The organism is Hoeflea marina, assembly GCF_003182275.1.
GTDB classification, from domain to species: Bacteria; Pseudomonadota; Alphaproteobacteria; order Rhizobiales; family Rhizobiaceae; genus Hoeflea; species Hoeflea marina.
In genome coordinates this window covers 293,076-315,055 of the sequence record NZ_QGTR01000004.1, presented here as the reverse complement: position 1 = coordinate 315,055, position 21,980 = coordinate 293,076, and the positions used below count along the sequence as shown (strand labels likewise).

The window sequence follows — 21,980 nt, the reverse complement described above, 5'->3', positions numbered from 1 at the left end:
CATCGCTCTCGGCCGTCCCGGGCCGGCACATGCACAACAGGAGTGGCTGACGTGCCTCTAGCGCTGAAACAGAAGATGGACAATGCCGCAGGGGCCGATGCTCCGGGGGACAATGCCGCGGGCGCTGCAGTCGCCGCCGAACGCCTGCGCGTGCTGATCGTGGAGGATTCGCGTATGTTCACCTCCGCGCTGAAATATCGTTTCGAGATGGATCTCGGCGTCGATGTCGTGACCTGCGCGTCGCTGGCGGACATGAAGAAAGCGGCGGCCGACGCCGACCATGGCTTCTATCTCGCGGTCACGGACCTCAACCTGCCCGATTCGCCCCACTGCGAGGCACTCGATTATGCGCTGCAAATCGATCTGCCAACCATCGTGTTCACGGGGAAATTCGACTTCCATACCCGCGAGAGCATTCTGAAGAAGAACGTGCTCGACTACGTCATCAAGGACAATGACCGGGCTTTCGACGAGATCGCCGCCGCGGTCAGCCGCATCATCTCCAACCGCGCTTTCCGGATTCTCGTGGTCGATGATTCGAAGACCCAGCGCAGCATTCTGTCCTCGATGCTGCGGGCGCAGAAGTTCCAGATCATCGAAGCCGCCTCCGGCGAGGAGGCGCTCGATGCGGTCCGGTCCGATCCGGAGATCAGGCTGGTGCTGACCGACTATCACATGGGCGACATGGACGGCTATCAACTGACGCGGAAGCTGCGTCGGCTCTATTCGGACGACGCGCTGCGCATCATCGGCATCTCCAACTCCACGGACCCGGCGCTGTCGGCAAGCTTTCTGAAGGCGGGGGCGAGCGATTTTCTCTACCGCCCCTTCGTCCAGGAGGAGTTCCAGTGTCGCATCGCCCAGAACATCGGCATCATGGTGAAGATGGAAGCGCTGCGGAAGGCAGTTGCGGCGCTGACGCCGGCCGTCCTCTCCGCCTGACGGACCAGCCTGCCGGGGCCGGCCAAGTCATCCGGTTTCAGGTTCCCGCGCCGTTGGTTGCGCTCAGGCCGCGACGAGATACTGCTTGCGGTCGGCGCGCTCCTGCTGCGGCGAACGGCTGTAGAGTTCGCGGTAGCATTTGGAGAAATGCGACGCCGACACGAAGCCGCAGGCAACGGCCACCTCCACCACAGGCATCGATGACTGGATGAGAAGGTGCCTCGCCCGGTCGAGCCGGATCTCGAGATAGTAGCGCGCGGGCGAACGGCCCATTTCCTGCCGGAACAGTCGCTCGATCTGACGGCGCGACAGGTCGGCCCCGTCGGCGATCTCGATGAGCGACAGCGGCTCTGAGAGATGGGCCTCCATCAGTTCGATGATCGACAGCACCTTGGAGTTCTGGACGCCGAGACGGGCGCGCAATGGCAGCCGCTGGCGGTCCTGGGCGTTGCGGACGCGATCCGTGAGCGCCATCTCGCAGATGCGGTTGACCAGATGTTCGTCATGGTCCTGGCCGATGAGGCTCAGCATCATGTCGAGGGCCGCGGTGCCGCCGGCGCAGGTGTGGATAGTGCCGTCGATCTCGTAGAGATCGGCATAGACATCGGCCTTTGGAAACGCCTCGGAAAAGCCCGGCAGGTTCTCCCAGTGGATGGCGCAGCGTTTGCCCGACAGCAGGCCTGCCAGCGCCAGGATGTGGGCGCCGGTGCACAGGCCGCCGACGGAGACGCCGCGGTTGTGCTCCTCGCGCAGCCAGGCCAGCACCGACTTGTTGGAGAATTTCTCGACATTCACGCCGGAGCAGACAAAGACCATGTTTGGTCGCTGTTCGCCGCCCATGTTGCGGCGCTCGTCGGCCAGCGACGTGTCGGCGGCGATGCTGACATGGTTGGAAGCCGAGACCGGCTGGCCGTCATAGGAGGCAAGCCGCCAGCGGTAACACTCGAAGCCGAGCATGCGATTGGCAAGCCGAAGCGGCTCCACCGCCATGGCGAAGGCGATCATCGAGAATTCCGGTACCAGATAGAAAACGATCGAACGTTTGACTTTGTGCGCGGACTGCATTCGCAAACCCTGTCGATGACGGTGATGTCGCATTCAGGGCATAAATTGTTGAAGATGTCACCGGAAATCTGCATCGCAGACTGATTGCGACATGAATTAAAGCTGGCGAGGCATCCAGATGCCTCACTTTTAGGCAGGCCGCGTGCCCTGGCCTGACGGACGCGGGGATTGACCGCGTCCGTGCAAGGCGAGGTTCATCCTCATGCCAGCCGACGGCCGGATGCGCCGGGAACGCCGCGGCGTTTGCAACTGGTGTCTGGGCCGAGGTCGACCGGAGTCGGCCAGCCGAGATCCTTGCGCACGCCCTGGGGCATGGACGAGAGGATTTCCTCCAGCCGGCGGCGTTCGCGGTTCATGCGGTAACGCTGGGCGTAATCGATGATGCGCTGGGTCAGAAGCATGGTTCTCTCCTTCTCTGGTTGCCCGGACAATCCGGATTGACAACAGCATCATTGATGGGCATCATTCAATCAAACGAAATGAATTGACACCTTAGATCAACGGAATTGATGCCATGAACGCTCCGCTCGCCCATCCCGTGCCCATGCTGGACCCCGAATTGCTGCGCAGTTTCGTTGCCATTGCCGAGACCGGCAGCTTCACGACTGCCGCCGCCCGCGTCTTCCGCACGCCTTCGGCGGTGTCGATGCAGATCAAGCGGCTCGAGGAGCATCTGGGCGTGTCGGTGTTCGCGCGCGACGCCCGCAATGTCTCGCTCACGCCTGACGGCAGCGTACTCCTCGGTTACGCGCGGCGGCTGATCGCGCTCAACCGCGAGACCGTGACGCGCTTCGTCACGTCCGCCGTCAGCGGCGTGGTGCGGATCGGCACGCCGAGCGACTACGGCGAGGCGGTGCTGCCGGGCGTGCTCAAGCGCTTTGCCAAGACCCATCCCTCGGTGGTCGTCGACGTGGTCATCGACCAGTCCTCAAGCCTGCGCAAGCGGCTGGCTGCCGGCCAGATCGACATCGCTCTGGTCAGCTGCGTGGTCGACAACGCGGTCGAGCTGGGCGAGGTGGTGATGCAGGACCGGATCGTCTGGGTCGGGGCCAAGGGCGGCCAGGCGCACATGATCGACCCGTTGCCGGTGTCGATGTGGGACGAGGGCTGCGTCTGGCGGCAGCGCGCCATTGCCACGCTCGACGCGGTCGGCCGCCGATACCGGGTCGCCTTCATGACCGCGCATGCCTCGGGCCAACGCACGGCAATCCTGTCGGATCTGGCCGTAGCGCCGATGGGGCAGAGTTTCCTCGGCACGGACATCCAGGTGCTGGGACCCGACTGCGGCCTGCCCGATCCGGGCACCTACGAACTGCTGCTGCAGGTGGCGCCCGACGCGCCGCCGCCGGTGCAGGCGGTGGCCGACCATTTCCGCGCCGTGTTCGAGCATTTCCGCCAGGAGGGCAGCTTCCTCTATTGATGTCCGCCGCGCCGGCGGCTTTGGTGAACGGCGGCTGAACCGGCGGTTCAGCTGCGGGACAGCAGGATGCATGTAGCTTTCATGAACCGGCGCAGATCGACGCGCCACTACAGGGAGACAAGAGCATGAACCAGTCCATTCACATCCTGCTGGCCGTGTCGGCCGCAGTGGCGAGCCTCGGCCCGGCGCCGGCCGTGGCGTCGGCCTTCACCGCCGGAACGGTCACGGCGATTGCCCCCGATGACGCGCTCAACATCCGCAAGTGGCCCTCGGCCGGTTCACAGGTCATCGACGCCTATGCGCTCAATGCGCCGATCAGCCTGACCGGCCGCTGCAAGAACATCGTCACCAACATCTCGTTCCGGGTCGATGGCTGGGGCAGCGCGCAGGTCAAGTACGACACGATGAAGCGCGCCAATGTCTGGTGCCAGGTGATGACAAATGACGCCCAGCTCGGCTGGGCGCGCGGCAAATACATCTGGCCCGAGTGACCGACCGGCGATGACCGAACAACTCTGATCCGGTGGGTCAATCCGGCCGGATCTGGCCGAGAGCAACCCTCCGGCAGCTCCGCGCCATGGCCAGATGCACGGCGATGGCGCAGGCATAGCAGCCGATGAGGAAGAGCGGCAGGCCCGCGGCCAGCCCGGTGGAGGCGATGGCGAGCATGGCGGGCGTGCCGAGCGCGTTGCCGATGTTGCCGGTCTGGGCGATGCCGCCATTGCCGAGCGCGCGATCGGCGGTGGACGCATTGAGTTCGGGCACGGCGGCGAAGCTGGCGCCCTGGACCAGGCCGAGCGCGGCAAACAGGGCGATGAACAGCCACGGATCCGGACCGGCCAGCATGAAGACCATGAGCAGGGCGATGGCCACAGAGAATCCGGTGATGATGACCGCGACCGCCGACAGGCGCCGGAGCAGCATGTTGCCGGCGGTCATCGACGAGATGATGCTGGCGACCGGCATGGCGGCGGCAACGAAGGGGCGCATTGTGGGCTCCACCATCGACGGCAGGATGGCGAGCATGGAGACGAAGGTGAGCGTGTAGAACAGCCAGCCCAACGCCGGGGCGGCGATGAAGGGCGAGGAATAGACGACCACATGGCGGCGGGCAATCTCCGCCAGGGACGGCCAGGGCGGCGCGTCGCGACCGTCCGGCGCGGGCAGCAGCGCTGTGAGCAGCACCGCGAAGGCCGCCATGTAGACGGCGTGCAGCGCCGGCAGGCCGGCCAGACCGAGTGTCCGGAGGATCGGCGGCGCGGTCAGCGCCACGGTGGCGAAGGCGACACCGAAGTAGGTGCCCCACAGGGTGAGCGCCATCCCCTGGTGACGCTGCACCGTCAGCTGCGCGATCAGCGTCGGCGCGGAGACCACGATCGCCAGATGCGAGAGACCCTCGAGAAAGCGGCTGGCCAGCATCCATTCAAAGCCGGGAAGCGTTGCCTGGAAGCCGGATATCAAGGCGCCGAGCACCAGCCCCGCCAGCAGCAGCCGGCGCACCCCGATCTGGGTGGCCAACACTCCTGCGATCAGCCCGAGGGTCATCCCGACCACGGACAGCAGCGAGACAAGATAGCCGGAGGCAGCACCCGTCTCGCCGTAATGGGCCTGCAGTTCGGGGAAGATCACCACGATCTTGGCAAACTGCGCGGCGGCGCCAAGGCCCGCGGCCCAGAGCGCCAGAACGAGGACCAGCGGTGATCGGATGAAGGAGGACACGTCAGACGCCTAGACCGAGTTTCGATTCGGGTAAAGGGAGGGCGGCCCGCCCGGGGGCAGTCTCACGCGGCCACCACTCCGGTTCAAGTTCGGCCGGCCGCCCCATGCCTCGGCTCCGCGGCTTCACGATGCGGGCGCCGGGATCGGGAAGACCCGGTCATAGGCCCAGTTGAAGCCGAAGGCATAGACCATGTAGAAGAGGGAGAACGACACATCCATGGTGAGCGCATGCATCAGGCTGACATCCAGATACCAGGCGATGAACGGCATCAGCAGCACGACCACCCCGGCTTCGAACAGGGCGGCGTGCAGCACGCGCATGGCGAGAGTCTTGCGCAGATCGCCGAGAAAACGGACGAGGGCATGGTCGAACATCAGGTTGAAGACATAGTTCCAGGCCGTGGCGATGGTCGCGCTGACGAGGCTGACCACGCCGATGTCCTCGAGCGGCATGCCGAAGGTCCAGGCGCCGAGCGGGGTGACGAGGCTCAGGCCGATGATCTCGAAGCTGATGGCGTGTCTGATCCGGTCTCTGGTGGTGCGCATGACGGTCCTCGTTGGCTCCGGGTCGTCCCGAACAGGTCCCGGATGGGGGAGGTCGTCCTCACTCGTTCCGTCTATAGACGTGCAGGCATGGCCGGACAAGGGGGCCGTCTGCCGGTTCGCCAAGGCGAAACCGGGGTGTCGAAGGGCGCGCCCGGAGGATGACCCTTCTCATTCACATCGGCACGACCAAGACGGGCTCGAAGGGCATTCAGACCTTCCTGCAACGCAACCAGCAGATCCTTCTGCGGTACGGATGCGTCTGGCCGACGGAGGGAAGGGACGGCAACTGGCATCGCCCCCTGGTATTCGACTTCGATCCCGCGATGATCCCGGTCCTTGCCGGCCAGGTCGCGGAGGCTTCGCACGCGGTCATATCCTTTGAGAACCTTTACGAAGCCGGCGATTCCCTCATCGAGCATCTGTCCCGGCTTTCCGATGCCCCGACCGTCCTGCTGTTCGTCAGGAACCCGGTCGACTGGGTCAACTCCTTTCTCAACCAGATGGTCAAGTCGCATCGGCGATCGATCCGGGACATCGACGGCTTCGCCTGGAACGATGCGGGGCTCTCGAACCGGTTCGATGTCGAATCCCATTTGCGCCGCTGGGAACGGGTCTTCGGCCGGCAGGCGATCAGGGTCGTCCCCTATTCAAGGCAGCGCTCGTCGGTGATGCCTGTCATCGAATGCCTCGACCTGCCGGAGGCGGCGCTCGCCGAACTGACGTTCCCGGCCGAGAACATGAACAAGGCAGCCGACATCTCCAGCCTGCGGGTCCTCTACCGCCTCAAGCAGCAGATCGGCGTCGACGACATGGAGCGGCTGGTCAGGGGCGTCACGCTCGCCCATCGCCATCTGGCAGAAAGATGGATCGACAGCCGCGTCGCGGCGGTGCCGATGCTGCTGGGAAGGGCCGACCGCGATGCCATCGCCGCCGCCCTGGGCGGGCCGACCCGGGCAATCGCCGAACGGTACGGTCTCGGGGAGAGTCTGATGACGGACGGCGACTGGTCGGAGGCGGAGGGCGCAAGGTTTTCTCGTCCCACCGACGAGGAGGCCGAACTGGCCGATGCCCTCTACCGGGCATCGGCATGAGGTGAGGGGCGGGCGGCCTCAGGTCTGCCTCAGCCCCGCCTGCGTCCGCCCCGCCTGCGACCGGCGCCCGGGTCGATTCCGTCGGCCGCATCGGTGTCCACCGAGCGTTCCGGCAGCTTGACGACCTCGGCGAGTTTGGGGAAGGCGTCGACCTTGTTGGGCAGCGCCATGGCGTAGACGAAATGCTCCTGGAATTTCGGCTCCAGAGCGGTCTCGATCTTCTCGATGCGGGTGACCGTGTCCTCGATCTCGCGGCGATGGTCGCGGTTGAGAAGCGCCATGCGCGCGCCGGTGCCGGCGGCGTTTCCGACGGCCTTGACCTTGTCGAGATCGCAATCGGGCACAAGGCCGAGCACGAGGGCGTATTTGGGATCGATGAAGGAGCCGAAGGCGCCGGCGAGCCCGATGCGGTCGACATGGTCGATGCCCTGTTTGTCCATGAGCAGCTTGATGCCGGCATAGAGCGCTGCCTTGGCGAGCTGGATGGCGCGCACGTCGGTCTGGCTGATGGTCAACCTGGGCTCGCCGTCCTTGAGCAGATAGGACCAGGTGCGGCCGGTGGCGATGACGCGCCGGCTGCGGGCGGCCAGCGCGCCGTTGATGACGCCGTCCTCGGAGATGATGCCGGCAAGATACATCTCGGCGATGATCTCGATGATGCCCGAGCCGCAGACGCCAGTGACGCCGACACTCTTGGCCATTTCCTCGAAGCCCGGCTCGTCCGACCACTGCTCGATGCCGATGACGCGGTAGCGCGGCTCCAGCGTCTCGGGGTCGATGCGGATGCGTTCGATGGCGCCGGGGGCGGCGCGCTGGCCGCAGGAGATCTCGGCGCCCTCGAAGGCGGGTCCCGTGGGCGAGGAGGCGGCCACGGTGCGGGTGCGGTTGCCGAGCACGATCTCGGCATTGGTGCCGACATCGACCAGTAGCATCATCTCGTCCTGGCGGTGCGGGCCTTCGGTCAGCGTGGCGGCCGCCGCATCGGCGCCGACATGGCCGGCGATGCAGGGCAGCATGTAGGTTCGCGCCCCGGTGTTGAGGTGGATGCCGATCTCGGAGGATTTGAGCGCGACCGCACCGGAGACCGCCAGCGCGAAGGGCGCGCCGCCGAGTTCCGTCGGGTCGATGCCGAGAAACAGATGGTGCATGATCGGATTGCCGACGAAGACCGAATCGAGAATGTCGGTGCGCACGATCCCGCCCTCGGCGCAGACCTTGTCGATGAGCCCGTTGATCGCCTCGCGCACGGCAATCGTCATGCCCTCGCGGCCTTCCGGGTTCATCATCACATAGGAGACGCGGCTCATCAGGTCCTCGCCGAAGCGGATCTGCGGGTTCGACGTGCCGGCGGAGGCAAGCGTGCGGCCCGAGAGCAGCGAGGAAAGATGCATGGCAATCGTGGTCGAGCCGATGTCGCAGGCAATGCCGTAGGCCTCGTTCTTGAGGCCGGGATAAACGGCGATGAGATGCGGGCGCTCGCCGTCGGCGTCATGATGGATGGCAAGCGTCACCTTCCACTCGCCCTGGCGCAGCACCTTCTGGATGCCCGGAAGGATATGGGCGTCGATCACCGGGCGGCCGATGCCCCAGTCGGTCTCAAGCGCGATCAGCATGCGGTCGAGGTCGCCCAGCGGCTTGTGCATGTCGGGTTCCTCGACCTCGACATAGCACATCTGGATTGCCGGATTGCGCGCGATGACGCGGCCATCGGAGTCCTTGCGCACCACCTGGGCGTTGACCACGGTGTCCTGGGGGATGTCGATGACCAGGTCGCCAAGCACCCGTGCCGTACAGGAGAGGCGGCGGCCGGGCTTGAGGTCGCGCTTCTCGGCGTAGCGGATCTCGTTGCCGCCGAAGGGGGTGATGTGGTCATTGGAGGAGGTGATGCCGTGCTTGGCGAACTTGCCCTCCTGGACCTCGATCTGGCAGCGGCCGCAGATGCCGCGCCCGCCGCAGACGCTTTCCACATGCACGCCGAGCTGGCGCGCCGCCTCGAGAAGCGGGGTGCCTTCAGCGAAGCGGCCGCGCTTGCCCGACGGCATGAAAAGGACGAGGTGGTCTGCGCTGGACGCTGTCATGGGATGGGGAACTTTCGGGGGTTTACCAATCCTTGGCGGATTGGGCGGAAGCTGGCCGGCAAAGCGGAGACCGGCGAGCCTGATGTATTCCTGACGTCTTTGTTTTCAAGCTTTTTTCTGGTGCCGCCACGGATCGTCGGCGCGGCGGTCCCTGTGGCCACACCCTCTCCCTTCGAGCCTTCCCCTCGCCATGCTCGGGCTCGCATCTCAGGATGAGTGTGCGGAGGTAGCGCCGGCCAGTCCTTTCCCTCATCCTGAGTGGGCCGCGCGGCGGCCCTCGAAGGGCGAGGAAAAGCCACTGCGCCGGCAACCATCACTGCAGCCGCCATGCGCTTTTCCTCCACGCACAAAGCCGCGGCGACAGGGGCCTGATCCCGTTCCGCTGGCTTGCTCGTGATGGTGGTTTGGTCGGATATGGCAACCTCCAAAGGCAGTGGGGACCATGGCCCGTGCGGCCATGGTCCGCCGGATCATGCCCCGCCGGAGCGGGCAGCGCGGCCGCCGCGGCGGCGTCCGCCTTCGGCCGAGGAGACGGCCGGGTTCGGCGTCGGGGCGGAACCTGCGACGTGCGGCTGGTAATCCTTGTAGGTCTTGATCCAGTTGGTGCAGTTGGCATCGGTGCCATTGAGAACATTGGCGGCACGCACCGCTTCCATCTCCTGCGGCCGGCACGGATTCATGATGGCGCTCGTCATGCCCGCGCCGATGACCATCGGGATGAAGCCGGCATTGATGCCGTGGCGGTGAGGCAGGCCAAAGGAGACGTTGGAAAGGCCGCAGGTGGTGTTCACCTTCAGTTCCTCGCGCAGGCGGCGGAGCAGAGCGAACACCTGGCGCCCGGCGTCGCCCAGCGCGCCGATCGGCATCACCAGCGGATCGACAACGATGTCATAGGCCGGGATGCCGAAGTCGGCGCAACGCTCCACGATCTTCTTGGCCACGGCAAAGCGGACGTCGGGGTCCATGGAAATGCCGGTCTCGTCGTTGGAGATGGCGACCACTGGGACGTTGTATTTCTTGATCAGCGGCAGGATCGCCTCGAGCTTCTCCTCCTCGCCGGTGACAGAATTGACCAGCGGGCGGCCCTTTGCGACCTTCAGTGCCGCCTCGATGGCGGCGGAAACCGAGGAATCGATCGACAGCGGCACGTCGACCAGATCCTGGACGATCTGCAGCGTCTGTACCAGCAGGCCCGGCTCGGTCTCGTTCGGGTTGACCGAGGTGACCCCGGCATTGACGTCGAGCATTGTGGCGCCGGCGGCGACCTGTTCGAGCGCATCCTTGATGACGGTGTCGAAATTGCCCTCGACCATCTCGGCGGCGAGCTTCTTGCGGCCGGTGGGATTGATCCGCTCACCGATGACGCAGAAGGGCTGATCGAAGCCGATGATGATTTCTCGGGTGGCGGAGGCTACGATGGTGCGGGTCATGTCTGGTCCTTGGTTTCGGGACATAAAGATTTACTTATGTCATTATGCGGTTTTCGGGCTGATTATCAAGCCGCCCGAGTCAATTCGGTTCGTTGCTTTCGGCGGCGACGCCGGCCATGGCATGGGGCGTCATGCGCGGCTGTTCGGCCGCCTCCTGGAGATGGGCTTCTGCCAGCGCATTGGCCGGGTTGGGCTCCTTGCGCCAGGGCTTGCGGCCCTTGAGCACACCTGAATCATGGACGATCTCGGCGACGAATTCCTCCTGCCGGTAGGCCATGACATGGATGCCCGAGACGCCTTCTATTTCCTTGACCTCGTTGATGATGTCGATGCAGATCTGCTTGCCTTCCTTCTTCTGGTCGGCAGCGCCCTCCAGGCGGGCAATGATGTGATCGGGAATGTGGACGCCGGGCACGTTGGCGCGCATCCACTTGGCGGTGCGGGCCGAGGCCAGCGGTCCCACGCCGCAGAGGATGAAGCAGTCTTCGGTCAGGCCGAGTTCCCGGACCTTCTGCATGTAGCTGCGGAACATCGGCACGTCGTAGCAATACTGGCTCTGCACGAACTGGGCGCCGGCGGCAATCTTCTTGGCCAGCCGATGCGGACGGAAATCATAGGGCGGCGCAAACGGATTGATGGCCGCACCCAGGAACACCTGCGGCGGTGTCGTCAGCTTGCGGCCGGAGAGAAACTTGCCGTTGTCGCGCATGATGCGGATGGTCTCGAGCAGCGACATGCAGTCGAGATCGAAGACCGGCTTGGCGCCCGGCTGGTCGCCGGCCTGCACGCCGTCGCCGGTCAGGCACAGGATGTTGCTCACGCCCATGGCTGCGCCGCCGAGCACGTCGCCCTGGATGGCGATGCGGTTCTTGTCGCGGCAGGCGATCTGCATGATCGGCGCGTAGCCCATGCGGGTCAGCAGCGCGCAGATGCCGACCGAGGACATGTGGCAGTTGGCGCCGGAGGCATCGACCGCGTTGATGCCGTCGACCCAGCCGTCAAAGACGGCGGCGCGATTGTAGACATCTTCAGGGTCGGCGGAATCGGGCGGGTTGAGTTCAGTGGTGACGGCGAATTCGCCGCGCCTGAGCACGCGTTCCAGCCGGCCGCGCGAGGAGTGCCCGGGCAGCGGATCGAGCGGCAGGTGAACGCCGGCGGGATTGACGTCGGACATGCTCATGCGGGTGTTTCCGTGGTCTTGGCGGCCTCTTTGCGGGCGGCGGCCTGGGCGGTGGTCCTGAGCCAGGCGGATGTCTCGCGCAGGGATTGATCGACCGGCTTCTGCACGGCGAGGATGGCCTTGTTCTCGACCATCTGCTGCGAGCCGTTCCATGCCTGCACCCAGACGCAGGGCATGTCGGGCTCGACTTCGCAGTTGCCGTTGGCCCGCACGCCGCCGCAGGGGCCGTTGCGCAACTGCTTGGGGCAGTTCATCGGGCATGACATGCCGGTCGACGACAGCACGCACTGGCCGCACATGCGGCAATCGAACAGGAAACCCTTGACGTGGCGCTCGACGAATTTGACCGGCCCCTCGACACGCTGGTATCCGAGCGCCTTCCACACCGGATGCAGCAGCAGGAAGAGGTCGGCAAACTGCTTGTAGACCCATTCCAGGGCGCGCGAATGCCGCACCGCCCAGAGCCGGACGACGAAGCGCCGGCGGTAGCGCCGGACGGCCGACACATCGGCCGGCTTGTAGTCTGTCTTGGGCGCGGCCTTGCGGTTGAGGCTCGCCTGGGTGGTCGGCGTCGGGCTGTCAGTCATCGCTTTCCTTGCCGTGGCTCTTCACCAGGGCGACGAGGCGCTCCTTGGGATAGGCCGCTTCGAGTGCTGCCGCCGCCTCATCGGCTTCGGCTTCCAGGTCGTCGGAGACAGGCTCGGGTGCCGCACGGCGCCACTCGGCAAGATAGTCCTCGGTCTCGGCCGCGCCTGAGCGCATGGCTGACATGTCGATGGCCTCGGTGAACCGGAGCGACAGTTCCCGCTTGGCGGTGGCACGGCCTTTCTTGATGATCACCTGGGCGGGAATATCGCGCCAGTAGACGATTATGCGGTCTGCCATTTGGGTCTCCTTGAGGATTAGAATGCGCACGCGGAATTTTTGCCCGCTTCGCTCACGGCGACGCGTGCAGCGTCAAAAACGACTTGCCGATTTTCAGGCGCCGGAATAGGGCAGACTTGCCCCGCAAGTTGGCGCGGTCAAGGGCCTGCTACCAGGTTCCGCGGGAAAGGCCGTTGCCGATCCACGTCCAGATCGGCGGGTGAAACCGCTGCACCGAGGGCAGGTCGACCGGCTGCGGTGACAGCCTGCCGTCGAGTGCATCGCGGACGGCGGCAATGACGATGTCGCGCGACCCGGCCGCCTGCGCCATGGCATCGGTGAGCAGGGTCTCGGCGGGGTCGGGGGTGATGAAGGCCTGGTAGAGCACCGCGCCGGTGTCGACGCCCGCGTCGACCAGATGCACGGTGGTGCCGTAATTGCCGGGATCGCCGAGCGCGCGGGCCCAATACCCGCCCTGCACGCCGCGGTACTTCGGATTGATGCCGGCATGGTAGTTTATCACCGGGCACGGGATGGCCGCCAGGGTGGCGCGGCTGAGCATGCGGCAGCCGGCGAGCAGCACCACCGCCGGCCGTGCGCCGGCGATGGCGGCCAGGCACTCGGATGAATTGGCAGAGGGGACATGCGTGATGGGGATGCCGGGGGCCGGTTCAGTGGCGAGGCCGTGGCGCAAGATCAGGTCCGCCTCGCGGGCGCGGACGCAGCGTTTGCCGAAGCGTGACAGCGTCATGGTTGCGAACTGGCCTGCGGTCTGCAGCCAGCCGACCTTGCGTGCCCTGCGGCGCAGGAACAGCGCCCGGGATTCCGGCGCCTCGACAAGCACCTCCACAGAAGGGAATGCCAGCGCCAGCGCATTGATGACGATCCAGGGATAGGGGCCGCCCGCGGTCAAGACGAGAATGGTGGCTGGTCTGGTCATCTCTTCCCCGGCTTGCTTGGGCCCGAACCGGTCTAGCCGATCGGGGTTAAGAAACCGCAAGCCCGGGCCGCCCGGGCTTGACCGGCGTCAAAGTGGCGGCGGAGTTTCGCGTCCATCCTCGCCTCGCGGACAGGCACGCATGCGGAGGGAAGGATGTTTCCAGATCGCCAGGAATGCGGTTTTGCCGCGGGCGGGCACCGGTGAGCCGGTGGTCGTTGCGCCTGATGGCGCTGGCGCTGGCGGCGGCCGCGGCGCTCGCCGGCGTTCTGGTGTTGGCCGCCTATCGACGCGACATGGCGGCCGTTGCAGCCCGGCTGGCCGCCGACGGCCGTACGGTGGAGACGCGCGCCGGGCGCATCGAGTTTGCGAGCGGCGGCGAGGGGCCCGCGCTCATCGTCTTGCACGGCGCCGGCGGTGGTCATGACCAGGGCCGGCTGATCGCCGCTGTGTTCGCCGACTGCGGCTTCAGGTGGATCGCGCCGTCGCGTTTCGGCTATCTCGGCACGCCGATGCCCGAGGACGCCTCGGTGGCCGCGCAGGCCGAGGCGCTCGCGGCCCTTCTCGACCACCTCGGTGTCCACGACGCCGCCGTGCTGGCCATGTCGGGCGGCGTCCCGGTGGCGCTGCAGTTCGCCGCCGGGCATCCCGGCAGGAGCCGGGCGCTGGCGCTGCTGTCATCGGCACCCTTCACGCCGATGCGGGCGCGCGAGCAGGGTCTGGCGCTGCCCGCCGGGCTGTATCAACTGCTCTTCCGTTCGGACTTTCCATTCTGGCTGATTGCGCATGCGGCACCCCGGCTGATGGAGCGGCTGTTCGACGTCACCCCGGCGATCAGGGCCCGGATGGGAGATTCCGACCGGAGATTCCTGTCCGCCATGATCGACCTGTTCGAACCGGTGAGCGCCCGGGCAGCCGGACTGGCCAACGAGGGGGCGGCGATCGACCCTGCCGCCCGATACGATCTCGCCGCCATTGCCGCGCCGACTCTGGTGGTGCATGCGCGGGACGACGCGATCAACGCGTTCGCCATTGCACAGACCATTGCCGGCGGGATCCAGGGTGCGGATCTGATGGCGCTCGAGGAAGGTGGACATCTGCTGATCGGCCATCATGCCGAAGTGCGGCAACGGGTGTGCCGCCACCTGGCCCGATAGCCATTGCCGCAGGCGCCTTCCTATATTCAAAAAGACAGAGCATGTCCCGACGAGCTGAACTTCACCTCGCCGCAGGACAATGCGACAATCAGGAACCTAGAAAATCCGCAGCAGCAATGCGCCGGTGAACAGCACGATGGCGCTGGCGACGGTCGCGGCGATGATGCCGACCACCCCGCCGAGCACCAGGCAGTTGCCGTCGCGCTCGGTGTGGGCGATGCCGAGAATGGCGATGGCGAACGCTGGCGGCCAGTTTCCGAACGGAATCGGCAGGACACAGATGATTGCGAGAATCAGCACGAACAGTCCGAAGATCTGCTCGCGGATGGCACCGTTGAGAGGCCAGTTGCGCGGCCGCACCCAGGTCTCTGTCCGCCTAAGCCAGGGGACGACCCGCAGCACCATGCGCTGGAACGTGGCCCGTTCCACCGAATAGTCGGCCAGCGCGCGCGGCAGCCAGACCTTGTTGTAGCCGATCAGCATCTGCCAGGCGACGACCACCATTGGCAGCCCCAGGATCATGGTGGCGCCAGGGGGGAGCGGAATCAGGTTGGGCAGCGCGAAGACAAGCAGGAAGGCGCCGAAGGAGCGGTCATCCAGCGCCTCGGCCATCTGGCGGATCGAGATGCGGTCGTCTGCGGTGCGGGCCAGCCGCTCGAGCAGATCCGATAGCTTCTCAGGATGATGGCGAACCCCCGCCTGGATGGCGGGAACGACGGAAGTGGATGATTGGTGACTCACGGTGCGACACATCCTGCTGATTGCAGGTCTGATATAAGCACGAATTGCTTAAAGAATATGGCAATTGCGGCCGCCGGAAAAAATCATCCCAACTGTGACATCGCTGCCGCGAGATCCCCGTATCCCGTGAGCCTGCGCTCGTAGCGCAGCCCAAGACGCTCCGCCGCGGAACGTGCCTTCTGCTCAAGTTCCGGATCCTCGGTCTGGGCAAGGTACAGCGCGCGCTCGTAGTTTCCGAAGTACATTTCGCGCAGTTCCGGATGGCGGTCGAGCCCGAGCGGGCGGATCAGGAAGGCCTCGAAATGGCGGGCCAGGAAATCGGTGATGAAGAATGTGGTCATCATCCCATCGCCTTCCGCCTCGAAGGCCCGGTTTCCCATATAGAAGGAAAAGCAGTGCGGGCCGGCGATGCGGTCGACCCCGTGGGCGGCGCAGACCTTGTCGAGTTCGCCGCCGGTGCCGCAGTCGGCATAACCGATGAAGACATGCTCGTAGCCCTCGGCGCGGGCCTGGCGGATGGCGCGGTCGGCAGCCGGGGCGATCTTCTCGGGGTGATGGTGGAAGTCCGCGTCGAGACACTTGAGGTCGACATGGTCGAAGCCGAGCGACCTGTTCACCGCCAGGACCTCGCGGGCGATCATGCCGCAGGCGATAACCCGCACACGGTGTGGAACTTTTCCCGAAGCTTGACGTTGTGCCATCGTAGTAGCCTTTGCGAAGGCGGACTTCTCAACCCATGCATTCCTGCAGCACCAAGGATTTTACCCCGATGACCCTCACCAAGATCTCCGCAGTCCTGTTGATCGCCCTGACGCTTGCGTCCTGTGCGAACACAATCCGCGGCGTCGGCCGCGACGTCAATGCGTCCGCGGATGCGGTCGAAGATTCGGTCAACTAATACAGCCCGGAACAGGCGCCGCATCCGGCGCCTGTTCCGTATGACTGCGGATCAGCCGCCCGCGGCGAGCCGGTTGTGGCGGCGCTTGATCAGTTCCTTGGCGGTTTCCACCGCAACGGCCGCATCGCGGCAGTAGGCGTCGGCTCCGACGGCCTTACCGAATTCCTCGTTCAGCGGCGCGCCACCCACCAGCACGATGAAGTCGTCGCGGATGCCCTTTTCCGTCATCGTGTCGATGACGACCTTCATGTAGGGCATGGTCGTGGTCAGCAGCGCGGACATGCCGAGAATGTCGGGCTGCTCGCGCTCGATCGCCTCGATGTATTTTTCCACCGGATTGTTGATGCCGAGATCGATCACGTCGAAGCCGGCGCCTTCCATCATCATGCCGACAAGGTTCTTGCCGATGTCGTGGATGTCGCCCTTGACGGTGCCGATGACCATCTTGCCGAGTTTCGGCGCACCGGTCGCAATCAGCAGCGGCCGCAGAATGAACATTCCGGCCTTCATGGCATTGGCCGACATCAGCACTTCCGGGACAAACAGGATGCCGTCGCGGAAATCTTCGCCGACGATGCGCATGCCCTCGACGAGCGCCTTGGTGAGCACGTCGTAGGGGGTCCAGCCGCGCTCGAGCAGGATGTTGGTGCCTTCCTCGATCTCCTCCTTCAGCCCATCATACAGATCATCATGCATCTGCTGCACAAGCTCGTCGTCGGACATTTCGGACAGGATGATTTCGTCGTCGGCCATGCTATGCTCCCTTGATGTCCCGGCGGCCCTGAAGGCGAATTGCATGCCGCATGCATAGCGATACAGGCCTTCGATTGCAAAACGTTCTTTGAAAACGACAGAGCGGCAAAAAAATGCGACGGGGCCGTTTCGACAGTATCCCTCATGCGGCAAGGCTTGGCGTTTAAAGGAAGGTGCGCGGCGTGCTATGGGCTAGCATGGCTCACACAAGGTGCAATTGGGCGCCAACAGAGACATGGCAGGTTCGGCATGGATACCATAGACCCACAGATCCCCGAGGAAACCGCCGGCGAACCGGCTGCGGGACGTCGCACGCGGGGCGTGGCCGGCGCGGCCGGCCGGCGTGCTGCCCGCTCCGGCGGCGGTCCCGGCCTTTCCCAGCCCTTCATCATGCGCAAGCTCGGTGTCTACGAGGTGCTCGACGAGGAAGGGCTCCAGCTGATCGAGCGCAACGCGGACAAGATCCTCGAGGAAATCGGCATCGAGTTCCGCGATGACGCCGAAGCCCTGCGGCTCTGGAAGGATGCCGGCGCCGATGTCAGGGGCGAACGGGTTCACTTCCCGGTGGGACTGTGCCGCGAACTGCTCAAGACCGCCCCGGAAGTCTTCACCCAGCATGCCCGCAACCCGGCCCGCTCGGTGCAGATCGGCGGCAAGGCGACCGTGTTCGCGCCGGTCTACGGCCCGCCCTTCGTGCGCGACCTTGAAGGCGTGCGCCGCTATGCGACGATCGAGGATTTCCGCAACTTCGTGAAGCTGACCTACATGGCGCCGTCGCTGCACCATTCCGGCGGCACGGTCTGCGAGCCCGTCGACGTGCCTGTCAACAAGCGCCATCTCGACATGGTCTACAGTCACATGAAGTACAGCGACAAGCCGTTCATGGGTTCGGTGACCGCGCCGGAACGTGCGGAAGACACGATCGAGATGTGCAAGATCCTGTTCGGCGCCGAGTTCGTCGACCAGAACTGCGTCACCCTCAACCTGATCAACGCCAATTCGCCGATGGTCTTTGACGAGACCATGCTCGGCGCGCTCAAGGTCTATGCCCGCAACAACCAGGCCTGCGTGGTCTCGCCCTTCATTCTTGCCGGCGCCATGAGCCCGGTGACGGTGGCGGGCACGCTGACGCAGATCCTCGCCGAGGTTCTGGCCGGCGCCTCGTTCACGCAGCTCATCCGTCCGGGCGCTCCGGTGCTCTTCGGCACGTTCGCCGCCTCGATCTCGATGCAGTCGGGCGCGCCGACCTTCGGCACGCCTGAGCCGTCGCTGGTCTCCTACGGCGCGGCGCAACTGGCGCGCCGGTTGAAGATCCCGTTCCGCACCGGCGGGTCGCTGTGCGGCTCCAAGGTTCCCGACGCGCAGGCGGCGCACGAGAGTGCGGCGACGCTGAACATGACGCTTCTGGCCGGCACCAACTTCGCGCTGCACTCGGCCGGCTGGCTGGAAGGCGGGCTGGTCAGCTCCTACGAAAAGTTCATGATCGATGTCGATCAGCTCGGCATGCAGCAGCGCTTCGCCGAGGGTGTCGACCTGTCGGAAACCGGTCAGGCTCTTGACGCCATCGCGGAAGTCGGCCCGGGCAGCCATTATCTCGGCTGCGCCCACACCCAGGCCAATTTCCAGACCGCCTTCTATCGTTCGTCGCTGGCTGACAACAATTCCTACGAGCAGTGGCTGGCCGAGGGCGAAAAGCGCATCGAGGACCGCGCCCGCGTGCTGTGCCAGTCGTGGCTCGACAGCTATCAGGGGCCGGAACTCGACCCCGCGATCGACGAGGCTCTGCTCGCCTATATCGCCAGCCGCAAGGACTCGATGCCCGACGCCTTCACCTGAACACAGCCCGTTCAAGCCAGGGAGTCAGGCGCACAGGAGAAAGTCGCAAACCTCATCCACAGGGAGGTCTGGAGATCCGCGTTCAAAAGCGGCGGTTCAGGTGGATGAAGCGGGGCTGATCGCCGGCGTCGCCGCCGCGCTGGACTTTTCGGGTCTCGCGCCGCGAGGCTGGCTTAGGCCCGCCCCTGACTTGGCGCCGCGGCTGGCGGATGGCGAGGCCGCGGCCGCCATCTGCCTCGTCGGCCATGCCGGCGGGGCGTTCTGGCCCGTTTTTGCCGCCTGGCACGCCGACCATCCCGGAATTGCCGACCCGCTCGACCGATGGTCGGAAGCGGTGATCGGGCCGGTCGCCGACCTTGTGGGCGGCTCGGCGGTGTTCCCCTCCGACAGGCCATGGCAGCCGTTCCAGCAATGGGCGATGGCGGCGGAGGGCCTGACGCCCTCGCCGCTGGGGATGCTGATCCATCCCGTATACGGACTTTGGCACGGCTATCGCGGCGCGATCCTCTTTGGAATGGACAGGCTGGCTGTCGAGCGGGAAAACCGCGCCGCTCAGGGATCGGAAGCGACCGCGTGGATCGCCTCGGCGGCCATGGCGGAATCTGCCCATCCCTGTGAGCGTTGCGTGGGAAAACCCTGCCTCGGCGCCTGTCCGGTGGGCGCATTCGTTGCCGGCGGCTTCGACGTTGCCGGCTGCCGGACGTATCTGGCCAGTGAAGCGGGAACCCGCGGCTGCATGCAGACCGGCTGCCTTGCCCGCGCCGCCTGCCCTGTGGGGCCAGGCTATCGCTATGGCGAGGCGCAACTGCGATTTCACATGGCCGCCTTCCGCTGAGCGCGATAGAATGGCCCGGTGCGCGGGGAGGCTGCCATGGGGTTCCAGGCCTGGTGCCTTATATTTGTCGGCGCGGTGGCCGCCCACAACCTAGAAGAGGCGATCTGGCTGCCGGACTGGTCGCGCCGCCGGGGACAGCGGCTGCGTCCGGTGCAGGACGCGCCGTTCCGCCTCGCCGTCATCGTCTTCACGCTCCTGGCCGGTCTCTGTGCCTGGCTGCCTCGCACCGAGCTCCCCGGTTCCGCCTATCCCGTCAGTGGCTACGCGCTTGCGATGCTGATCAATGCGCTGGTGCCCCATCTTGCCTTCACCGTTGTCGACCGTCGCTACATGCCCGGTACCGCAATTGCCATGCTGCTCGTCGCTCCGGCCGCCATCGCCCTCCTAATGAGCGCATTTCGCAAGGGGCGGGTGACAATCGCCTCTTTCCTCGTCACGGGGCCGCTTGTGGCGCTGGCGCTGGCGGGACTGATCCCTTTGCTGATCGCCGCCGGGAGCCGCCTGGTCCGGCAGGATGGGTCATGAACCCGTCCGGCTGCCGGCAACGTAAGACACGATAGCCCGGTCACATGCGAGAAGCGGCAGAAATACCCTCATTAAACCAATGGCCTGGCCGGGACGTCGCAGGATTCCTTTCGATGCGTCTTGCAAAAGATATATCTTTGCATAGATAATCTGTTATCAAGACTGAACGCAACGATGAGGATATCGAAATGTTTGGAATGCACAGACACGATTGCCACGGCCATGGCCGTGATCGCAGGGGGATGTTTGCCGGCCCCGAGGGTTCCGAAGGCGCCGGGGGGCGCGGCGGCCGAGGCGGCGGCGGACCCTACGGGCGCCATCGCGGCGGACCGTTCGGTGGCGGCAGGGGCAGCCGCATGTTCGATTCGGGTGCCTTGCGCCTGGTCGTTCTCGGGCTGATCGCCGAGCAGCCGCGGCACGGCTACGACATCATCAAGGCGCTGGAGGCCCGTTTCCAGGGCGCCTACAGCCCGAGCCCCGGCGCCATCTATCCGATGCTGCAGATGCTGGAGGAGGCCGACCTGGTGTCCTCCGAGATGCAGGGCAACAAGAAGCTGTTCTCGATCACCGCCGAGGGCAGGGCCTATCTCGAGGACAACCGCGCCGATCTCGACCGGATCAACGCCCAGCTCGACGAGGCGTCCGAGGAAATCCAGGGCGTGGCGCTGGGCGGCGAGTTCCGCGCTCTGCGCAAGTCACTGTTCCGGCAGGTGAGGGGCGGGGAGTTCTCGGCCGCCCAGGCACAAAAGGCGCTGGAAATTCTCAGGCAGGCGCGCAAGGACATCGAAAGCCTGTGAGCAGCGTGTCCGCTGCAGACGGAAAAGGCCGGAGCGTCAGCTCCGGCCTTTTTCATTTCATTGCCAGATGCTGATTGAGGTTCAGCCCCTGCGGCCACGGCGCTCGCGGGTCGGCGCAGGGTTGTCGGTGGCCACCGTGTTGCGCATCGGGCCGATGCGCTCGACGATCTCGGCCACGCTGGGGCGCTGGGACTTGATGTGGCTGTCGACCGCCTCCCGCATGGCGCGCAGATGGTCGCACGACGTGCCGCAGCAGCCGCCGATGATGCGGGCGCCGCTGTCGATGGCAAGCCGCGCGTAATCTGCCATCAGCGGCGGGGTGCCGGAGTAGTGAATCACCGCGCCGCGGAATTCCGGGATGCCGCAATTGCCCTTGACGATGACGACGGCCTCGGGATCGGCGTCGGTCATGTCGAGCAGCGATGAGAGAATGTCGGAGGCGCCGACGCCGCAATTCGCGCCGACCGCGAAGGGACCGTCGCCGATGTCGCGCGCCAGCGAATGGATGTCGCGCGGATGAACGCCCATCATGGTCTTGCCGGCGGTGTCGAAGGAGCCGGTGTAGACATAGGGAAGGCCGGCGTCGGTGGCGGCCTGGGCGGCGGCGCGGATCTCGTCGGTGGCCGACATGGTCTCGATCCAGACCACATCGATGCCACCGGCCTTGAGGCCCCCGATCTGTTCGGCAAAGGATTCCACTGCCGAGTCATAGGTCATGGCGCCGAGCGGCACCAGCAGATCGCCGGTGGGACCGACGGAGCCGGCGACGATCACCTTGCGCGGCGCCTTGTCCGCGACGGCGCGAGCGATTTCGGCCGCCCGCTTGTTGAGCGCGTGCACGCGGTCATCGGCCTGGTGCAGCTTGAGCCGGTTGCGCGTGCCGCCGAAGGAGTTGGTGAGGATGATATCCGAGCCGGCATCGACAAAGTCCTGATGCAACTTCGAGATCTTTTCCGGTGCCGTCTCCAGCCACATCTCCGGTGCTTCACCTGATTCAAGCCCCATGGCGAACAGGTTGGTTCCGGTGGCGCCGTCGGCGAGAAGAATGCCCTTTTCGGCCAGCAGGACGGCGAGCGGGTTGGAAACAGTGGTCATGGAAATCTCCGAAAGTGTTTCCATGTGATATAAAGATTTCTTTATGTGATTGCAACCGCTTTGCTGGGGCA

24 protein-coding genes are annotated in these 21,980 nt (G+C 65.4%); 10 read left to right on the top strand and 14 right to left on the bottom strand.

Annotated features, from left to right (window positions below):
• Positions 1 to 51: 51 nt before the first annotated feature.
• On the top strand, positions 52 to 942 hold the full coding sequence (locus DFR52_RS16895; RefSeq protein ID WP_158284987.1) for a response regulator: 891 nt from the start codon (positions 52 to 54) through the stop codon (positions 940 to 942).
• 63 nt (positions 943 to 1,005) lie between these two features.
• Here DFR52_RS16895 and DFR52_RS16890 read toward each other — a convergent pair whose 3' ends face one another.
• Both DFR52_RS16890 and DFR52_RS16885 read right to left on the bottom strand, forming a co-directional pair.
• Positions 1,006 to 2,007, bottom strand: a complete 1,002-nt coding sequence (locus DFR52_RS16890) for a GlxA family transcriptional regulator (RefSeq protein ID WP_110033170.1) — start codon at positions 2,005 to 2,007, stop codon at positions 1,006 to 1,008.
• A gap of 200 nt (positions 2,008 to 2,207) precedes the next feature.
• On the bottom strand, positions 2,208 to 2,408 hold the full coding sequence (locus DFR52_RS16885) for a hypothetical protein (protein WP_110033169.1): 201 nt from the start codon (positions 2,406 to 2,408) through the stop codon (positions 2,208 to 2,210).
• Between the two features lie 113 nt (positions 2,409 to 2,521).
• On the opposite strand from DFR52_RS16885, the gene DFR52_RS16880 reads away from it, so the two are divergent.
• Together DFR52_RS16880 and DFR52_RS16875 are read left to right on the top strand one after the other, a co-directional pair.
• Entirely contained in the window at positions 2,522 to 3,427 is a 906-nt protein-coding gene (locus DFR52_RS16880) for a LysR family transcriptional regulator (protein ID WP_110033168.1), read from the top strand.
• 125 nt (positions 3,428 to 3,552) lie between these two features.
• Positions 3,553 to 3,918, top strand: a complete 366-nt coding sequence (locus DFR52_RS16875) for an SH3 domain-containing protein (protein WP_110033167.1) — start codon at positions 3,553 to 3,555, stop codon at positions 3,916 to 3,918.
• A 37-nt stretch (positions 3,919 to 3,955) separates the two neighbouring features.
• Here DFR52_RS16875 and DFR52_RS16870 read toward each other — a convergent pair whose 3' ends face one another.
• Together DFR52_RS16870 and DFR52_RS16865 are read right to left on the bottom strand one after the other, a co-directional pair.
• On the bottom strand, positions 3,956 to 5,146 hold the full coding sequence (locus DFR52_RS16870) for an MFS transporter (RefSeq protein ID WP_110033166.1): 1,191 nt from the start codon (positions 5,144 to 5,146) through the stop codon (positions 3,956 to 3,958).
• Positions 5,147 to 5,269: 123 nt separating this feature from the next.
• Positions 5,270 to 5,692 carry a PACE efflux transporter gene (locus DFR52_RS16865; protein WP_110033165.1) on the bottom strand — a complete coding sequence of 141 codons (423 nt, stop codon included), beginning with the start codon at positions 5,690 to 5,692 and terminating at the stop codon, positions 5,270 to 5,272.
• Positions 5,693 to 5,850: 158 nt separating this feature from the next.
• Between DFR52_RS16865 and DFR52_RS16860 the strand changes: the two genes are divergently transcribed.
• Positions 5,851 to 6,783 carry a hypothetical protein gene (locus tag DFR52_RS16860; protein ID WP_110033164.1) on the top strand — a complete coding sequence of 311 codons (933 nt, stop codon included), beginning with the start codon at positions 5,851 to 5,853 and terminating at the stop codon, positions 6,781 to 6,783.
• Between the two features lie 29 nt (positions 6,784 to 6,812).
• Here DFR52_RS16860 and DFR52_RS16855 read toward each other — a convergent pair whose 3' ends face one another.
• From DFR52_RS16855 to DFR52_RS16830, 6 genes are all read right to left on the bottom strand, one after another.
• Positions 6,813 to 8,861, bottom strand: coding sequence for an ASKHA domain-containing protein (locus DFR52_RS16855; protein ID WP_110033163.1), 2,049 nt, complete (start codon positions 8,859 to 8,861; stop codon positions 6,813 to 6,815).
• Positions 8,862 to 9,331: 470 nt separating this feature from the next.
• The gene (locus DFR52_RS16850) at positions 9,332 to 10,291 is read right to left on the bottom strand and encodes a methyltetrahydrofolate cobalamin methyltransferase (protein ID WP_110033162.1); all 960 of its coding nucleotides are present in this window, start codon (positions 10,289 to 10,291) and stop codon (positions 9,332 to 9,334) included.
• A gap of 79 nt (positions 10,292 to 10,370) precedes the next feature.
• Positions 10,371 to 11,471: a methylenetetrahydrofolate reductase gene (locus DFR52_RS16845; RefSeq protein WP_170132298.1), complete on the bottom strand. Its 1,101-nt coding sequence runs from the start codon at positions 11,469 to 11,471 to the stop codon at positions 10,371 to 10,373.
• Positions 11,468 to 12,058, bottom strand: coding sequence for a methylenetetrahydrofolate reductase C-terminal domain-containing protein (locus tag DFR52_RS16840; RefSeq protein ID WP_110033161.1), 591 nt, complete (start codon positions 12,056 to 12,058; stop codon positions 11,468 to 11,470). The genes DFR52_RS16845 and DFR52_RS16840 overlap by 4 nt, the downstream gene beginning before the upstream one ends.
• On the bottom strand, positions 12,051 to 12,356 hold the full coding sequence (locus tag DFR52_RS16835; RefSeq protein WP_110033160.1) for a virulence factor: 306 nt from the start codon (positions 12,354 to 12,356) through the stop codon (positions 12,051 to 12,053). Before DFR52_RS16835 ends, DFR52_RS16840 begins: the two co-directional genes overlap by 8 nt.
• A gap of 148 nt (positions 12,357 to 12,504) precedes the next feature.
• On the bottom strand, positions 12,505 to 13,275 hold the full coding sequence (locus tag DFR52_RS16830) for a formyl transferase (protein ID WP_110033159.1): 771 nt from the start codon (positions 13,273 to 13,275) through the stop codon (positions 12,505 to 12,507).
• 200 nt (positions 13,276 to 13,475) lie between these two features.
• Between DFR52_RS16830 and DFR52_RS16825 the strand changes: the two genes are divergently transcribed.
• Entirely contained in the window at positions 13,476 to 14,429 is a 954-nt protein-coding gene (locus tag DFR52_RS16825; protein WP_158284986.1) for an alpha/beta fold hydrolase, read from the top strand.
• Positions 14,430 to 14,525: 96 nt separating this feature from the next.
• On the opposite strand, the gene DFR52_RS16820 is transcribed toward DFR52_RS16825, so the two are convergent.
• Positions 14,526 to 15,170 carry an exopolysaccharide biosynthesis protein gene (locus DFR52_RS16820; RefSeq protein WP_110033430.1) on the bottom strand — a complete coding sequence of 215 codons (645 nt, stop codon included), beginning with the start codon at positions 15,168 to 15,170 and terminating at the stop codon, positions 14,526 to 14,528.
• Between the two features lie 83 nt (positions 15,171 to 15,253).
• A complete protein-coding gene (locus tag DFR52_RS16815) occupies positions 15,254 to 15,871 on the bottom strand; it encodes a DUF1638 domain-containing protein (RefSeq protein ID WP_110033157.1) in 618 nt (205 codons plus the stop codon).
• Between the two features lie 68 nt (positions 15,872 to 15,939).
• On the opposite strand from DFR52_RS16815, the gene DFR52_RS16810 reads away from it, so the two are divergent.
• Positions 15,940 to 16,068 (top strand): entericidin A/B family lipoprotein, encoded by a 129-nt coding sequence (locus DFR52_RS16810; RefSeq protein WP_110033156.1) that lies wholly within the window; start codon positions 15,940 to 15,942, stop codon positions 16,066 to 16,068.
• 51 nt (positions 16,069 to 16,119) lie between these two features.
• Here the strand turns inward: DFR52_RS16810 and DFR52_RS16805 are convergent, their stop codons facing one another.
• Positions 16,120 to 16,821, bottom strand: a complete 702-nt coding sequence (locus DFR52_RS16805) for a corrinoid protein (RefSeq protein WP_110033155.1) — start codon at positions 16,819 to 16,821, stop codon at positions 16,120 to 16,122.
• Between the two features lie 249 nt (positions 16,822 to 17,070).
• Between DFR52_RS16805 and DFR52_RS16800 the strand changes: the two genes are divergently transcribed.
• The 4 genes from DFR52_RS16800 to DFR52_RS16785 all read left to right on the top strand — a co-directional run bounded on the left by DFR52_RS16800 (position 17,071) and on the right by DFR52_RS16785 (position 20,814).
• Positions 17,071 to 18,657, top strand: a complete 1,587-nt coding sequence (locus DFR52_RS16800; RefSeq protein ID WP_110033154.1) for a trimethylamine methyltransferase family protein — start codon at positions 17,071 to 17,073, stop codon at positions 18,655 to 18,657.
• A 100-nt stretch (positions 18,658 to 18,757) separates the two neighbouring features.
• Entirely contained in the window at positions 18,758 to 19,492 is a 735-nt protein-coding gene (locus DFR52_RS16795) for a 4Fe-4S dicluster domain-containing protein (RefSeq protein ID WP_110033153.1), read from the top strand.
• 36 nt (positions 19,493 to 19,528) lie between these two features.
• Positions 19,529 to 20,017 carry an HXXEE domain-containing protein gene (locus DFR52_RS16790; protein WP_110033152.1) on the top strand — a complete coding sequence of 163 codons (489 nt, stop codon included), beginning with the start codon at positions 19,529 to 19,531 and terminating at the stop codon, positions 20,015 to 20,017.
• 356 nt (positions 20,018 to 20,373) lie between these two features.
• The gene (locus DFR52_RS16785) at positions 20,374 to 20,814 is read left to right on the top strand and encodes a PadR family transcriptional regulator (RefSeq protein WP_245415381.1); all 441 of its coding nucleotides are present in this window, start codon (positions 20,374 to 20,376) and stop codon (positions 20,812 to 20,814) included.
• A gap of 81 nt (positions 20,815 to 20,895) precedes the next feature.
• On the opposite strand, the gene bmt is transcribed toward DFR52_RS16785, so the two are convergent.
• A complete protein-coding gene (gene bmt, locus DFR52_RS16780; RefSeq protein ID WP_110033429.1) occupies positions 20,896 to 21,909 on the bottom strand; it encodes a betaine--homocysteine S-methyltransferase in 1,014 nt (337 codons plus the stop codon).
• Between the last annotated feature and the right edge of the window lie 71 nt (positions 21,910 to 21,980).